At 55.1% G+C, this 14,131-nt stretch carries 15 protein-coding genes; 4 read left to right on the forward strand and 11 right to left on the reverse strand.

Going from position 1 to position 14,131, the window contains the following annotated elements:
- Positions 1 to 54: 54 nt before the first annotated feature.
- Positions 55 to 846: an enoyl-CoA hydratase gene (locus KFJ24_RS05955; RefSeq protein ID WP_250830148.1), complete on the forward strand. Its 792-nt coding sequence runs from the start codon at positions 55 to 57 to the stop codon at positions 844 to 846.
- Between the two features lie 15 nt (positions 847 to 861).
- Here the strand turns inward: KFJ24_RS05955 and KFJ24_RS05960 are convergent, their stop codons facing one another.
- The 3 genes from KFJ24_RS05960 to KFJ24_RS05970 are packed head-to-tail and all read right to left on the reverse strand — an operon-like array spanning position 862 to position 3,072.
- Positions 862 to 1,338, reverse strand: a complete 477-nt coding sequence (locus tag KFJ24_RS05960; RefSeq protein ID WP_250830149.1) for a DUF192 domain-containing protein — start codon at positions 1,336 to 1,338, stop codon at positions 862 to 864.
- A gap of 26 nt (positions 1,339 to 1,364) precedes the next feature.
- Positions 1,365 to 2,126, reverse strand: coding sequence for an ABC transporter permease (locus tag KFJ24_RS05965; RefSeq protein WP_250830150.1), 762 nt, complete (start codon positions 2,124 to 2,126; stop codon positions 1,365 to 1,367).
- Between the two features lie 25 nt (positions 2,127 to 2,151).
- Positions 2,152 to 3,072, reverse strand: coding sequence for an ABC transporter ATP-binding protein (locus KFJ24_RS05970; RefSeq protein ID WP_250830151.1), 921 nt, complete (start codon positions 3,070 to 3,072; stop codon positions 2,152 to 2,154).
- A gap of 132 nt (positions 3,073 to 3,204) precedes the next feature.
- Between KFJ24_RS05970 and KFJ24_RS05975 the strand changes: the two genes are divergently transcribed.
- Both KFJ24_RS05975 and KFJ24_RS05980 read left to right on the forward strand, forming a co-directional pair.
- A complete protein-coding gene (locus KFJ24_RS05975) occupies positions 3,205 to 3,666 on the forward strand; it encodes a hypothetical protein (protein WP_250830152.1) in 462 nt (153 codons plus the stop codon).
- A gap of 91 nt (positions 3,667 to 3,757) precedes the next feature.
- On the forward strand, positions 3,758 to 4,069 hold the full coding sequence (locus KFJ24_RS05980) for a hypothetical protein (RefSeq protein WP_250830153.1): 312 nt from the start codon (positions 3,758 to 3,760) through the stop codon (positions 4,067 to 4,069).
- Here the strand turns inward: KFJ24_RS05980 and KFJ24_RS05985 are convergent.
- The 4 genes from KFJ24_RS05985 to KFJ24_RS06000 form a co-directional block, all read right to left on the reverse strand.
- Positions 4,062 to 4,622, reverse strand: a complete 561-nt coding sequence (locus tag KFJ24_RS05985; RefSeq protein WP_250830154.1) for a hypothetical protein — start codon at positions 4,620 to 4,622, stop codon at positions 4,062 to 4,064. The two genes, KFJ24_RS05980 and KFJ24_RS05985, sit on opposite strands and share 8 nt — an antisense overlap.
- A 141-nt stretch (positions 4,623 to 4,763) precedes the next feature.
- Positions 4,764 to 6,230 carry a PhnE/PtxC family ABC transporter permease gene (locus KFJ24_RS05990; protein ID WP_250830155.1) on the reverse strand — a complete coding sequence of 489 codons (1,467 nt, stop codon included), beginning with the start codon at positions 6,228 to 6,230 and terminating at the stop codon, positions 4,764 to 4,766.
- Between the two features lie 16 nt (positions 6,231 to 6,246).
- Entirely contained in the window at positions 6,247 to 6,897 is a 651-nt protein-coding gene (locus tag KFJ24_RS05995) for an ATP-binding cassette domain-containing protein (protein ID WP_250830156.1), read from the reverse strand.
- Complete coding sequence (locus KFJ24_RS06000) at positions 6,897 to 7,772, reverse strand: putative selenate ABC transporter substrate-binding protein (RefSeq protein WP_250830157.1); 876 nt, start codon at positions 7,770 to 7,772, stop codon at positions 6,897 to 6,899. Before KFJ24_RS06000 ends, KFJ24_RS05995 begins: the two co-directional genes overlap by 1 nt.
- Positions 7,773 to 7,945: 173 nt before the next feature.
- Between KFJ24_RS06000 and senB the strand changes: the two genes are divergently transcribed.
- Positions 7,946 to 8,932 (forward strand): selenoneine biosynthesis selenosugar synthase SenB, encoded by a 987-nt coding sequence (senB, locus tag KFJ24_RS06005; RefSeq protein ID WP_250830158.1) that lies wholly within the window; start codon positions 7,946 to 7,948, stop codon positions 8,930 to 8,932.
- A 16-nt stretch (positions 8,933 to 8,948) separates the two neighbouring features.
- On the opposite strand, the gene selD is transcribed toward senB, so the two are convergent.
- The 4 genes from selD to KFJ24_RS06025 all read right to left on the reverse strand — a co-directional run bounded on the left by selD (position 8,949) and on the right by KFJ24_RS06025 (position 14,033).
- Complete coding sequence (selD, locus tag KFJ24_RS06010; protein ID WP_250830159.1) at positions 8,949 to 11,225, reverse strand: selenide, water dikinase SelD; 2,277 nt, start codon at positions 11,223 to 11,225, stop codon at positions 8,949 to 8,951.
- A complete protein-coding gene (locus tag KFJ24_RS06015) occupies positions 11,225 to 11,899 on the reverse strand; it encodes a helix-hairpin-helix domain-containing protein (RefSeq protein ID WP_250830160.1) in 675 nt (224 codons plus the stop codon). The genes selD and KFJ24_RS06015 overlap by 1 nt, the downstream gene beginning before the upstream one ends.
- Before the next feature lie 41 nt (positions 11,900 to 11,940).
- Positions 11,941 to 12,339, reverse strand: a complete 399-nt coding sequence (locus KFJ24_RS06020; RefSeq protein WP_250832566.1) for a hypothetical protein — start codon at positions 12,337 to 12,339, stop codon at positions 11,941 to 11,943.
- A 173-nt stretch (positions 12,340 to 12,512) separates the two neighbouring features.
- Positions 12,513 to 14,033: a bifunctional GNAT family N-acetyltransferase/carbon-nitrogen hydrolase family protein gene (locus KFJ24_RS06025; RefSeq protein WP_250830161.1), complete on the reverse strand. Its 1,521-nt coding sequence runs from the start codon at positions 14,031 to 14,033 to the stop codon at positions 12,513 to 12,515.
- Positions 14,034 to 14,131: the final 98 nt, after the last annotated feature.

Genomic DNA, 14,131 nt, shown 5'->3' on the forward strand with positions numbered 1-14,131 from the left:
TAATACTGAAACTATAAGTCTTTTGAAATATGAATCAGCCGGAAGGGTACAGTTATGACGGCAGCAGCAGAACCACTGGTCAAAAAATATTCAGAAAACGGCATTACGACACTCACCCTGAATCAGCCCGAACGTCGTAACAGTCTTTCGATGGCCATGCTGGAAGCACTTTCGGCAGAGCTGGACCTGGTTGCCGATGATTCGGAAACACGGGTAGTGGTTCTGGCGGCTTCCGGTCAGGTGTTCTGTGCGGGCCATGATCTACGAGAGGTCCGCGAGCAGTTCGACAGCCACGAATTCCAGCTTGCCTTGTTTAATCAGTGTAGCAAGGTTATGCAGCAGATCGTTAACCTGCCCAGGCCGGTGATTGCACGTGTTGCCGGAGTGGCGACGGCAGCGGGCTGTCAGTTGGTTGCCAGTTGCGACCTCGCCGTGTCAGCGGATACTGCGCGGTTCGCCACTCCGGGCGTCAACATCGGGCTGTTCTGCTCAACGCCCATGGTGGCACTATCCCGCAACGTTTCCCGCAAACACGCCATGGAAATGCTTCTGACGGGGGAGTTGATTGGTGCACTGAAAGCGGAAAAGATTGGGCTGGTAAATCGTGTCGTGGATGAACAGGTTCTGGACGAAACGGTCTACACCATGGCCCGGACCATTGCGGGGAAATCAGGCTACACCCTCAAAGTCGGCAAGGAGGCCTTTTACAAGCAGCTTGAAATGCCGCTGGCTGACGCCTACGAATTCACCTCAAAGGTAATGGCAGAGAACATGCAGGCGAATGATGCCCAGGAAGGTATCTGTGCCTTTCTGGAAAAGCGCAAGCCAGAATGGAAGGACAGCTGAAGACCAGCCGGTTAATCAGTCTTTACGGCAGTTGGGGGCACCGATTAACAATCGGTCCCCGACTTCTATGTCGTTCTCCTCAAAGAAACCGTCGTTCATCTCAACCGCGTAGGTAAACTCGACTCCCGCCGGGTAGGTGGGGCAGTTGCCGCCATTAGAGGATGTGCAGGGCGTCATCTTCCGGATACTCCCGATAACACCGTTCCTTGCCACGTACCCGATATCGAGATGGAGCAGGGTTTTATACATCCAGAACCCGTGGCTTGCGCTTCGGGTTTGCTGATAGATAAAAAGCATCCCGTTGCCTGGTGCTATGGATTCCCGCCCCATCAGCCCTTTCTGGCGTTGCTGGGAATCACGGGCGAGCTCCAGGGTGACCGCAATGCTTTTTTCCGCCGTGACAAAGCACGCCGCCGTGGTCTCAAGTCGGGGTTGGGGAATGGCTGAGTCCGCAGAGCAGGCCGAGGTCAGGGTTACTGACAACAAAACCACGGCATGTAGAGCCCTGCGGAACCTCCTCATGAGCGCAGCCGGTAGCCGGTTTTAAAGATCCACCAGATTGCGACCATACACATTGTCAGGAATCCCAGTGTCATGCCTACACTGATCGCAATATGCACATCAGCTACGCCGTAAAAGGCCCAGCGAAAGCCGCTGATCAGATAAACCACCGGGTTGAACAGGCTGACGGTCTGCCAGACCTCAGGGAGCATATCGATGGAGTAGAATGTGCCGCCCAGGAACACCAGCGGAGTGACGATCATCAGCGGTACAATTTGCAGCTTCTCGAAACCGTCCGCCCAGATTCCGATAATGAACCCGAAAAGACTGAAGGTGATGGCTGTCAGCACCAGGAACGAGACCATCCAGAATGGGTGCAACACGCTGTAGTCTACAAACAGACGGGCAGTTGCCAGAATGATAAGCCCCAGGATCACCGACTTGGTGGCAGCGGCCCCGACATACCCGAGCACTACTTCAACGTAAGAGACCGGTGCCGAGAGGACTTCGTAGATAGTGCCCGAAAACTTGGGCATGTAGATGCCGAAAGACGCGTTGGAAATACTTTGCATCAGCAACGACAGCATCACCAGTCCGGGAATGATGTACGCTCCGTAGCTGACGCTGTCGATGTCGCCCATGCGGGAGCCAATCGCCGAGCCAAACACCACAAAATAGAGGCACGTGGAAATGACGGGTGCCAGCACGCTCTGCATCAAGGTGCGTTTCATACGGGCCATTTCGAAATTGTAGATTGCGCGGACGCCGTAAAGGTTCATGCCTTTCTCCAATGGGTCAGGCGGGTTACTCGTGCACCAGGCCGACAAAAATCTCTTCCAGGGAACTTTCGCGAGTCTGGAGGTCCCGATAGTCAATGCCAAGATCACCCAGGGTGCGAAGCAGGCGGGCAACACCGGCCTGTTCCTGTTGGGAATCAAAGGTGTAAATCAGCTCATATCCATCTTCAGACAATTCAATCGGTTCCAGAGTAAGCTCTCCCGGGAGCTTGTCGAGCCTGTTCTGAAGATGAAGGCGCAGCTCCTTTTTGCCAAGCTTACTCATCAGGTGGTCCTTTTCTTCCACCAGAATAATTTCACCCTCCCGAATAACCCCGATACGGTCCGCCATCTCTTCGGCTTCTTCGATGTAATGAGTGGTGAGGATGATGGTTACCCCGCTTTTTCTAAGCTTGCGCACCATCTCCCACATGTCGCGGCGGAGCTCAACATCGACACCGGCTGTGGGCTCATCGAGGAACAGGATCTGGGGTTCGTGGGACAGGGCCTTGGCAATCATCACCCGGCGCTTCATGCCTCCGGAGAGTGACATGATGCGGTTGTTGCGTTTATCCCACAGGGAGAGGTCCTTCAGGACTTTTTCGATGTGCGAAGGTTTGGGTGCTTTACCGAAAAGGCCCCGGCTGAAAGAAACCGCATTCCAGACCGTCTCGAAGGAATCCGTGTTTAGTTCCTGGGGAACAAGGCCAATAGATTCACGGGCCTTCCGGTACTGTTTCGCAATATCGTAGCCAGCAGCTTTTACTTCGCCACTTGAGGGATTCACGATGCCGCAGATAATACTGATCAGCGTGGTCTTGCCGGCTCCGTTAGGACCGAGAAGGGCAAAGATTTCGCCTCGGATGATCTCCAGGTTGATGTCCTTGAGGGCCTGGAAACCGTCGTCATAGACCTTGCTGAGGTGCTTTACGGAAATATCCGGTTGCACGGGCGTGTCCTGTATTGAAAGTTGGTCAAAAGTGGAGGCGCCGTATTTTCTCATGACTGGCGCCGATTTAGAAACCTTTGCCTTGCTGCGGATTATCCCCATAATGCCGCTTTGGCTTTTTGAGGTACGGGTATGTTACGAGCAGTCATGGTTGTGGGATTGATCATTCTACTGCTTTCGGCAGCGGTTTTTGGCCCCCGGCTGCTGAGAACCACGGACAGCGGAGCCGCCGGGATCGAAAAGAAAGAATGCGATCTGCTGGCCGGGCCCTGTGAATGGGTGATTGATTCGGATCAGTGGCAGGCTGAGCTCTCAGTATTGGGCGAGGGCGGTCAAGGCACGGAGTATCGATTGAAGATCAAGGCACCTGGGGCACCAGAGCGGCTGCTTGCGGTCCTGCGTGGCGAATCCATGTACATGGGGGAATATCCGGTACCGCTGGCCCGGCAGGGCCAGGGGGAATTCTCCGCCCGCTTTACCGCCCCCGTCTGTAGTACCGGGTCCGATATGATCTGGCGGATTGACCTGCAACAGGGGCAGGCGCCTGTCGAGGGCGTTCCGATAAAGATGGTGTTTCAGGCCCACAGCCTGTGAATGGCCGCAAAACCCTCACCGCCCAGAGCTGACAACGTGCCAGTATTGTGTAAACTCTTTGATACTTACCGCCAACTCCAGGGAAAACGGGATGGATTACGGAGATAGCGTTCAAAAAGTGCTGTTGCGCAAGATTCGCAAAGCCGAACAGGATCTGGTTCAGCTCAAACTGGACTATTGCCGTTTTGTGTTCGGGCTGACTCACCGGGCCCGGGTCGTTTCCGGCGGCAATACCTACATGGTCCGCTCAGTGGACGTGGAATCCATGGAAAATACCGATGATGGCGGATTCAGCCGGCCCGCTATTGACGGTACGCCGGCAGACCAGCCCGACCATACGGAGTCGGTTTCTCTGGGGAGTGACTGGGAACTGGAGAATGCTCCATCGCCGGCTGTCAGATAAAAGCGTTGGTTGTAATCGCCTCATACAAACTATGGCGCGGCGACACATGATGGTGTTTCTGCCAGAACCCTGCTCCCTCCAGGCCACCCCGAAAACACGCCAGCAGAGCGCTACTTGATGTCAGGGTAGCCATTGCCTGCACCGCATGGGACTGTCGAATCCCGGTTTTCCGGCTTGCGATCTGTGAGACCATTCCCTCGAGGGCTTCGGAATGCCGGGAATGCTGATCACAAAGTGCACAGGCGGCACCATAAAGCCACGCTGCCGCGTAACTGCGAACGGGCTCGGGAGCATCTTTCAGCTCAATACCATTCACTCGGCACTCGCGTTCCTGCAAGCCCGCCAATATGTGCAGTTGGGTATAGAGAGCCGTGCGGTCCTCCGCAGTCATTTGCCTGGCCGGGCGGAGAGGCTTTTGAAAAGCTGAGTGGCCTTTTGTGAAGGGATTTGTGGTCAGCGGCTGCGAGCGAGCCAGAGCCAGCATCCTGAGGCCCAGCAGCACTACCAGCGCTAACAGGCCAACCTGAGAGACCAGAACCAACCCGCTCATCATTTGCCGAATATCCCGAAGTTACTTTAGGTAAGCAGAGTGTAACGGGATGTAACTTATCGGTGACGGTAACGGCTTGGCAGAACCAACTATTCAATTGGCCCAGTTGACGGAAGTGTGACAGGCATCGCAGCCCACGGCGGGTTAACAGGTAGGCATGGTCTGCAATGCGAGCCTGCGTCGAATAAAGCGGCCAAGCGCATCAATGCCAATATTGAGCAGGGCGGTGATGAGGATCAGCACCATGGCGCGATCAAACCGGATGTTCTGGATAGCGCTGTCGACGTAGAAGCCCAGCGTGTAGATTCCCAGAATCCCCAGAATGGCCGTTTCCCGCATAATAATTTCCCACCGATAGAACAGGAAGGCCAGGAATGACCGGTACACTCTGGGCACCAGCTCCCAGGTATAGCGATTAAAGCCGGTTGGCGCGTCAGGCCTTAGATGGATTGAATTGGTCTGACGGCCAATGAGGTGCCCGATAATGCCGCCATTATGCAAAGCAAGTGCAACCACGGCCGGAAGCATCGATGGCCCCCAGAGCTGCAGCAGGATGTAGGCAAGGATGTACTCCGGCGTGGACCGGGCGATAACCAGAAACACATGCCCGGACGTCCGGCGGATGGGGCCGCCAAAATGATTGGAAATCAACGGAAACGCGAGCAGGGTAAGAATACCGGTTGCCACAAGCGCAATCTGGGTCAGCACCACCGTATTCCAGATGCCGGGCAGGGCCTCGTTGATCATCAGGTCATTGAACCAGGGCAAGAGCCCCTCGACACCCTCGCCATTGCGCAGGGGGCTCGGGACGATATCCTGGGTGAAGAAGCGTGCGACGTTGCCCCACACAATGGGCAGACCCTCGCCCAGGAAAAAGGGCGCACCGAGTACATAAACCGGCAGGAGCTTCGGTTTGACCCACAAGGGCATGGTTGCGATCAGAATGTAAAAGAGAATGAGCATGGCCCCGGCGTCCGAGTAGTGCCCCTGGGAAAAAGACGCTTCAAGATAGAAGCCAAGCGTGGGCAGACCCACAAAGCCCAGGATTGCACTGGACCGCAAACCACACTCGAGCCGGTATGCGGTGTAGGTTCTCATCTGTACCCAGCAATCAGGGATGCGCGTGTACAGAAACGCAGAAATAACTCCGGCTCCGGGTGGCAGCAGGCGGCCCGGTTCGGGATCCGCTTCGTCCAGTATTTCGGAATACACCTTGGCAAAAATGCCTGAGTAGGGAATGGCGATGGCCAGCACGCCGGTCAGCGGATGGAACCCGAAGAACTGCAGAAAGATGAGGGCCCAGAAGAGCTCATGAATGGCGCGTATGAAGGCACAAAAAAGCCGGACGGGCAAAAAGCGATACACCAGTGCCAACAAAAACCCGGAGACACTTCCCAGCGCGACACCAACGAACGCAAATGCAATCGTGCGAAGCAGTGCGGTCATCAGACCTTCGGAGCTGAAAAAATTCGGTGTTGCTACGCCAAGGAAGAAGTTGCCGAGATCACGCCACGGATTCGATGCGGTGATGGAAATGTCCGCAAAGAACAGACCCAGCACAGCAATGGCAAGGAAAATCAGGCTGGTTCTGACCGTGGGAGAGGAAAGCATGAAGCAGCCGTTTTACCTAATAGAGAGACATGATGTCAGACGCAGTCAGTCGGTCGGTGGTTTCATCCAGCGCAATCTGCCCGTCCTGAATACCCACAATACGGCTGCAGTAGGATAAAGCCAACTCAACGTCGTGAAGCGCAATGACACTGGTGGCAAAACCATCGGTAAGACGTTTCATGACCAGGTGAGCCATGGGGCCGTCCAGCGCAGAAACCGGCTCGTCCGCAAGCAGGAGCGCGGCATTTCGAAACATTGCCCGGGCGATAGCGACTCGCTGACGTTGCCCGCCAGAAAGAGACGCTGTCGGAATCCAGAGCTTTTCGGACATTCCCAGATCACGCAGTAAATCACGCACCGCCTCTTTGTCCGCCGCGAAGGGCCGGACAAGGGTCAACGTGTTATACCAGGCCGAATGACGGTCCAGTTGGCCCATAAAAACGTTGTGAAAGACGGGCAGTGCGTTGACCAGCCCCAAATCCTGTGGAACCAGAGAGGAATCCCGGTTTACGCGTTCATGGATCAATCGCACAAGGGTGGATTTGCCCGCGCCGCTTTTACCGACCAGCGCAACATGTTGCCCCTGCTTGATGGACAAGGAGAGCGGTCCTATTACCCGCTCCCCACCAAAAGACGCCGTAAGACCGGAAAGATCGAAACCGGACATTAATCGAGGATTCCAATCTCTTGCGCGGTCGTCCGGATAGGCTCATAGGCGTCGTTGGTCACGGGGATGAATCCCGAGCGTGGGAAGCTCTCAAGCAGCTCTGCGTCATCCAGGCCCAGCAGAGCCTGCTTCACGCGCTCCTTGAAACCGTCTCCGAAACGCTCGTTTACGTCGCCACGGATCGTCCACTGATAATCCGGATAGGCCGGCGTTTCCCAGATAACCTGCACGGCGTCGGTATCAATGTTGCCGGCCTCAAGCTCTTTCTGCCATACCTGAAAGTTGAGTGCGCCAACCTCGTACGTGCCTGCTTCGACCAGGCGCAGGGTGCGGGTGTGATTGCCACTGAAGCCCACGCGGGAGAAAAAGTCATCGGGTTGCGCGCCGAAGGTTTCACGGATGTGGAATTCCGGCATCAGGCGGCCTGAAGTCGAACCTTTAGAGCCAAACGTGAAAGTTTTGTCCTTGAGTTCACCTTTCAGCTCGGAGAAATCTGTGGCGGGCTCAATACCGGTACTGCTATTGGCAATGAAGTAGGTCTGGAAGGCTTCGTCTTCGACACCCTGGGCGATAGCTTCAGAGCCTGGCACGAGTCGGCGGGCCTGAACGCCGGAGAGACCACCGAACCACGCCAGCTGCACCTGATTGTTGCGGAACGCCGATACGGCCGCAGCATAGGACTTCACCGGGATATAGCGAACATCCACGTCAAGCTCTTCAGAGAGGTAGTCCGCTACGCCCTTGAATCGCTCAACCAGCTTGGTCTCGTCCTCATCAGGAATGGCGGTAAAAACGAACGTTTCCGCGGCGGCGGTCGTGGCAGTCGCCAGGAAAAGACTGGAAAGCATCATGTTCCGTATAAGCTTCAAAGTCATTTGAGTTCCTTACATTTGGGATTGAATTGCATGGCGGTGAGGTTGCATCGGCATCCATGACGCCAAAAGGATACCTTGATTTACCTTAACTCTGAACAGCTATACGATTTGCACGTATGTTTGGCTCAGCCTCAGGGACTGTAGTTTGGAACCCGATTTTTTTCGAGAGACCTATGAAAATAATAATGATAACGCCGGCAGCTCCCGGGTCCAAAGCTGGAAACCGCGCCACTGCAGAGCGGTGGAAGGCATTGCTTGAGGAAGGCGGCCACCAGGCTTCGGTGGTAACCGAGTATCATGGCGCCCCCTGCGACGTATTCGTGGCCCTGCACGCATGGCGCAGCCACGAGGCTATAGAAACGTTCCGTCGTTGTTGGCCGGAAGCACCGCTCATCGTGGTATTGACCGGAACGGACATCTACCGTCATCAGCACGAATATCCAACCGACACCCTGGCTTCCATGGAGGCAGCGGACGTCCTGATCGGACTACATGCCCTGGTTGCGCAGGATATCCCCCCACACTACGCGGATAAGCTGGTGACGCTGTTTCAGTCCGCGGATGTCGCTCAAGGGTTGCCTGCTCGAGGCGGCGATAGGGCAACATTTGACGTTTGTGTAATAGGGCACCTGAGGGAGGAAAAGGACTCGCTCAGGGCCGCTCTGGCAGCACGACTGCTGCCGGAAGGATCCCGGGTGCGGGTCCTCTGTGCCGGAAAGCCTCATGACAGCCAATGGCAGGCCGCTGCTGAAAGAGAAATGCGGGAGAACCCCCGGTTTCAATGGCTCGGTGAACTGGATAAGCCAGACATAGCAAAACTGATGGCTGAGAGCCGCGTTATGGTGATCAGCTCCATCATGGAAGGCGGGGCGAATGTGGTTTCCGAGGCGTGTCGGGCTGGCGTGCCAGTTCTTGCCTCAGATATTCCAGGAAACCGGGGACTTCTCGGGAAGGACTATGGCGGCTATTACCCCGTAGGTGACGAACGAATGCTGGCGGCCATGCTTCTCCGGGCAGAAACCGATCCCACATTTCTTGAGCGTCTGGAACACCAGGTGGGCGAGCTTGCACCGAAGTTTACGCCAGATAATGAGCGTCATACCCTGGAACAGGCGCTGGAGCTCGCTGTCCAGCGCCGTTCACCCCGGGGGCAGGGCTGATTGAGCGCGTGAGCGCTCAGTCTTTCAACGAAATCGGCTCGATAGCCCCTGCCATGTCCTGGGCAGTTACCCGACCAATAATCGCGGTATGAGGATAGCCAAGTGCTTTCAGTTCGCGGACGCAGGCCTCTGCCTGGTCGGCGGAAACGCTCGCCAGGAGGCCTCCGGCAGTCTGGGGGTCAAAGATCAGTGGGTACCGCGGATGATTGATCCACTTTTCCTGATCCCGAATGCCGCGGCGAAGCCGGATATTGGCCGGCTGCAGCGAACTCAGAATGCCGGCAGCTGCCGTCTCCTCCGCGCCCGGTAATACCGGGATAGCCGACAGGTCCAGTTCCGCATCCACGCCGGACGGGCGGGTCATTTCGACAAGATGGCCCAGCAAACCAAACCCGGTGACGTCCGTACACGCTTTGGCACCATGCCGGCGAAGGCATTCTGCGCCCAGCTTATTTGACTGGATCATCGAAGCGAGGGCCGAATCAACCCATCTGCCCCTGGCCGCAAGCCGGGCATGGGCGGCAAACAGGGTGCCAGTACCAATCGGTTTGGTCAGGATCAAAACATCACCGGCCCGCAGGCCACCCTTGCTCATCACCTCTTCAGGGTCGATCAGGCCGTTTACGGCAAAACCAAGAGCCAATTCCTTGCCTTCTCCTGTGTGGCCTCCCACCAATGCACATCCAGCCTCATTCAACACTTCTACGGCACCCGACATCATCTGGAAGACCACGTCCTCCACTTTTGATTCGATGCCGTAAGGAACAGTTGCGACTGCCGTGGCGCTTTGGGCTTCTGCACCCATGGCAAAAACGTCGCCCAGGCTATGATTGGCTGCAACCTGACCAAACACATAAGGGTCGTCAATAAAGGCACGGAAGAAGTCCACCGTGTGGACCACCGCCTTACCAGGCGGAACCCGAAGTACGGCGGCATCATCCGGGGCGTGCAAACCGATAATGATGTCTTCCCGCTCTATCGGCTTGAGCTCACCGAGGGCCCTGGATAGCACCGTGCTCCCAACCTTTGCACCGCAGCCGCCGCAACGCATGGCAACGGCCGAAATAGCCTGCGACGCCTCTTCGGCGTTCTGGGCTGCGCCGGTATCGGGCAGTTTGGCGTCGTCTTCCATGGGCGGAAGGTCTGTGAACTTCTTCATGAACCGTCGATCGATCCAGTCTTTCCAGCGCCATACCCAGGAACCAGCAAATTGCACGTCGCCACGGGAAGCGACCGCAAACTTGTTGCCAGTGCTGATCAATGCCAGCCATTTTTTCTGAGGATGGAAATCTTTTGCTGTTTTGCCCAGAGCCACGCGCCTGAGATTGTCGGCCAGCGGCCGCCCCTGACGAACGGCAAAGACGCCTGCTTTTTCCCGAGGGTGATTAACCACATTGGCAATATCACCCGCCGCAAAAATATTGTCGTCGTTCTCGGTTTGCAGCGTATCCCGAACACGAATAAACAGGCCATCATCAAGCTCGAGTCCTGTATCGGCGAGCCATGCGGGGCCACCGGCCCTTGTCACCCACAGCACCTCATCGGTCTGAAGGTTTTGCCCGGACTCTGTCAGCAAGAAGCCCTGCTCAACCTTTTTGACCGCAGACCCGAGATGTACCTTAACCCCCCGGTCAGAGAGCGCTTTACGGAAAACCTCGCGGACTTTTGGGTTGTGAGTGGGAAGAATCTCGTCGGCAGCATCAAAAAGGTGAAAATGCAGTTGGTCAGGATCTTTGCCACGTTGTTTCAATTCGTTTTGCAGCCGGAACTGCATCGCGAGTGTTAATTCAACGCCGCCGGCACCAGCACCAACAACCCCAACGGTAAGTGGCCCATCATGATTTTCGATGCGTGACAGCAGTGAGAGCCAACGATTGTTGAACCCGGTTATCGGCTTCACCGGAACCGCATATTCTGACGCACCTTCAACATCGTTCACCCGGGGCGAAGAGCCGATATTGATGGACAGAATATCGTATGGAACATCGGGCCGGTTTCGGCAAATAACGTGCTTGCGATCCTTGTCGATGCCAATGGCTTCGTCACGGTAAAAACGCGCGCCGGCATATTCAGCCAGTTTGCTCAGATCAATGTGGACGTCGTCATAGGTGTAGTGGCCGGCAACATAGCCGGGCAGCATTCCGGAGTAGGGCGTGTGGGTATCACGGCAGATCAGGGTCAGACGCACGCCGGGGACAGGGTTCATAGCAAACCGCTTCAGTACCCCGACGTGGCTGTGCCCGCCGCCAATCAGGACAATGTCCCGTAATACAGGCTGGTCAGGCGTTCGCATCAGTTGATTTTCTTGGCTTCAGTACTGAACTGGTCAAATCCTTTTACGCCGGAAAATGCCTTCAGCTTTTCCTGATCAGCATCTGACGGATTGGCAATCTGGTCGATGGAGGTAATACCGGCATCCTTCATTTTCTTTGCTGTAGCAGGGCCGATACCCTTCACCAGGGTCAGATCATTTTTGTTCACTGGCTTCGCAGTTTTGGCTGCGGGCTTTTTAGCAGCCGGCTTGGCAGCAGACTTTTTAGCAGCGGGCTTGGCCGCAGACTTTTTCGCAGGAGCCTTTTTCGCCGAAGCCTTTTTTGCCGCTTTTTTGGGCGCGGTTTTTTTGGCTGCCGACTTGGCTTCCTTGCTGACCTCGTCTGTCAGCTTTTTCGCTTTCTTGCCAGCCTCTTTGGATGTCATCCCGAGCCGCTCGAGAATGGCGCTCTGAAGCTCATGAAACTCGTTCAGACGACGTTCAAACTCTTCGTTAAAGCGCTTCATTTCACGATCACGGAGTTCATCCACCTCTTTCAGAAGCTTTCGAACCGGATCCTGAACCTGATTTTGCAGGCTGTCGAACTGCTTGACTGCGTCGTTAATCAGTCCTTCAATCTGGGAGGACGTTTTCTCGAACTCCTTATTGACCTTTTTTACGACCTTATCAACGCTCTGTTTGGCTTTCTTTGCCATGGAATATCTCCTTGGGGCGGGGTTGGGACGACAATTTACGGTCAGGCCATTTGCCCGAAGCTGGACATGGACCCGGGGGAACGTCTTGATTTCAGAGACTGCTTCTTTGAGAGCACTTCCCGAATACGGCGCAATTTTTCCGTTAACGGCGAGCTCCCTTCTACATCGAGTTCCACAAAATCAATGGAGTAAAAGAAGTTACTGCAGTGCTTTCTTCTCTCTGTCACGAGGCCGGCTACGCCTTCTGCCCGGATCTCGTCGAACGGCATGTCCATCACCAAATCCAGAATGACGCTATCGCCTGGATCAAAAACCTTGTCCGTTTTCATCACACAGCCATAAGAGTCGAGTCCATAGAGAGCTGCTTCAACCAACTCCTTACGAAACAGGCCCTTTTTGACCCGAAAATATGCGACTAGATCCGGTAGTGCTTCGTTCATTTCCAATTCATCTCTGGTGATTTCCGTATCCACAACAACCCGCCTGACCCAAGGCGGGCTGGATATTGTCTAAACAATAGACACTGATTCATAGTTTGACAACGTCTTCAATGTCCTACGGTAATGCCCTCAGACAGTTCTTCAACTGGTTTGCAGGGCAAGAAGGCTCAAACTCACTTCTTTTTCAACTCGTACATATCAACCCGCCGGTCTTTCAGGTTGGTAACAGACCCTTCGTTACGAACCAGCTTGAGTTTCTCTAGATCCATGTCGGAAAACATGATCATTTCCGTGTTCGGAGTTGTTTCTGCCATGACCGCATCGTGGGGGAAGGCAAAGTCCGATGGAGAGAATACGGACGACTGGGCGTACTGGACGTCCAGGTTTTCAACCTTTGGCAGGTTGCCAACGCTGCCAGTAATAGCCACGTAACATTCATTTTCGATGGCCCTGGCCTGGGCGCAATGGCGAACTCGCAGGTAGCCGTTTTTGGTGTCTGTCCAGAACGGTACCAGGATCACATCCACTTCCTGGCTGGCCGCGATCCTGCCAAGCTCGGGAAACTCGATGTCGTAGCAGATCATGATCGCGACCCGGCCGGCGTCGGTCTGGAATACCTCGAACTCGCTTCCACCCTCAAGTACCCAGTCCCGGCGTTCGTGCGGTGTGATATGAATCTTGCGTTGTTCGTCCACCCGGCCATCGCGGTGACACAGGTAAGAAACGTTATAAACGCGGTCATCTTCCAGCAGGGGCATCGAGCCGGTAATTATATTGATGTTGTAGCTGACAGCCATGTCGGACATTTCGTCCCGGAACTGCTCCGTGAATCCAGCCAGGAAACGGATCGCACGCGTCTGATCCATCTGGTCGGTCAGGCCCATCAGAGGTGCGTTAAAGAATTCCGGGAACACGGCGAAGTCACTTTTGTAGTCCGACAGGGCATCTACGAAATACTCTACCTGCTTCAGCACCTCTTCAACGGACGTGAACTCACGCATCTGCCACTGTACTGCACCCAGTCTTACCTGGGTCTTCTTCACATTGAGCACTGAAGACGGCGGGGTATAGAGAATATTTCGCCATTCCAGCAACGTTGCATACCCGAGGGACTTCTCATCCTCCGGCAGGTATTTGTGCATCAGGCGTGTGACCTGGAAATCGTTGGATAGCTGGAAGGTCAGAATCGGATCATAGATTTCCTTACGATCTACTCGCTCGATGTACTCTGCGGGGGAGTATTGGTCCGAGTATTTGTAGTAGCTCGGAATTCTGCCTCCGGCGAGGATCGCCCTGAGATTCATGGAGCGGCAAAGCTCTTTTCGCGCCTCATAGAGGCGCCGACCAAGACGGTAGCCCCGGTATTCCGGGTGAATAAATACATCCAGTCCGTAAAGGGAATCGCCTTTGGCGTTATGCCAGATCTTTTCGTTCCGGAGGATAAGGTCGTCATAGGTGTGCGGGTTACTGAAGCGTTCGTACTGTACGCTGACAGTCAGGGCAACCGCCACCAGCTGGCCATTGTCTTCAATGCAAATCTGGCCATCCGGGAACTGTTCTACAAGAGCCTTGATTGTCTCCTCGGGCCACGCTCCTCCGATATCGTCATAAATCCGATCCATCAGCGTCTGAAGCTGGCCATAGTCGTTCAGCGTCAGATTGCGGAGGTTAAGATGCAGTTCTTCGTGGGCCATTAAGGTCGGCTCCCGTTTTGGTAGAAAAGAAAACGCTCTGGTAAATGGCGTTAATTCGTTGAAGTTTATCAGAAGGAACGAAAGACTTCGCACTACAG

Source organism: Marinobacter sediminum, assembly GCF_023657445.1.
Classification (GTDB): domain Bacteria; phylum Pseudomonadota; class Gammaproteobacteria; order Pseudomonadales; family Oleiphilaceae; genus Marinobacter; species Marinobacter sediminum_A.

Bases quoted from the DNA above. Each gene is read 5' to 3' on its own strand.
- KFJ24_RS05955 (WP_250830148.1), top strand. From the start codon at position 55: ATGACGGCAGCAGCAGAACCACTGGTCAAAAAATATTCAGAAAACGGC.
- KFJ24_RS05965 (WP_250830150.1), bottom strand. From the start codon at position 2,126: ATGAACCTTTACGGCGTCCGCGCAATCTACAATTTCGAAATGGCCCGT.
- KFJ24_RS05975 (WP_250830152.1), top strand. From the start codon at position 3,205: ATGTTACGAGCAGTCATGGTTGTGGGATTGATCATTCTACTGCTTTCG.
- KFJ24_RS05980 (WP_250830153.1), top strand. From the start codon at position 3,758: ATGGATTACGGAGATAGCGTTCAAAAAGTGCTGTTGCGCAAGATTCGC.
- KFJ24_RS05985 (WP_250830154.1), bottom strand. From the start codon at position 4,622: ATGATGAGCGGGTTGGTTCTGGTCTCTCAGGTTGGCCTGTTAGCGCTG.
- KFJ24_RS05990 (WP_250830155.1), bottom strand. From the start codon at position 6,230: ATGCTTTCCTCTCCCACGGTCAGAACCAGCCTGATTTTCCTTGCCATT.
- KFJ24_RS05995 (WP_250830156.1), bottom strand. From the start codon at position 6,897: ATGTCCGGTTTCGATCTTTCCGGTCTTACGGCGTCTTTTGGTGGGGAG.
- KFJ24_RS06000 (WP_250830157.1), bottom strand. From the start codon at position 7,772: ATGACTTTGAAGCTTATACGGAACATGATGCTTTCCAGTCTTTTCCTG.
- senB (WP_250830158.1), top strand. From the start codon at position 7,946: ATGAAAATAATAATGATAACGCCGGCAGCTCCCGGGTCCAAAGCTGGA.
- selD (WP_250830159.1), bottom strand. From the start codon at position 11,225: ATGCGAACGCCTGACCAGCCTGTATTACGGGACATTGTCCTGATTGGC.
- KFJ24_RS06015 (WP_250830160.1), bottom strand. From the start codon at position 11,899: ATGGCAAAGAAAGCCAAACAGAGCGTTGATAAGGTCGTAAAAAAGGTC.
- KFJ24_RS06020 (WP_250832566.1), bottom strand. From the start codon at position 12,339: ATGAACGAAGCACTACCGGATCTAGTCGCATATTTTCGGGTCAAAAAG.
- KFJ24_RS06025 (WP_250830161.1), bottom strand. From the start codon at position 14,033: ATGGCCCACGAAGAACTGCATCTTAACCTCCGCAATCTGACGCTGAAC.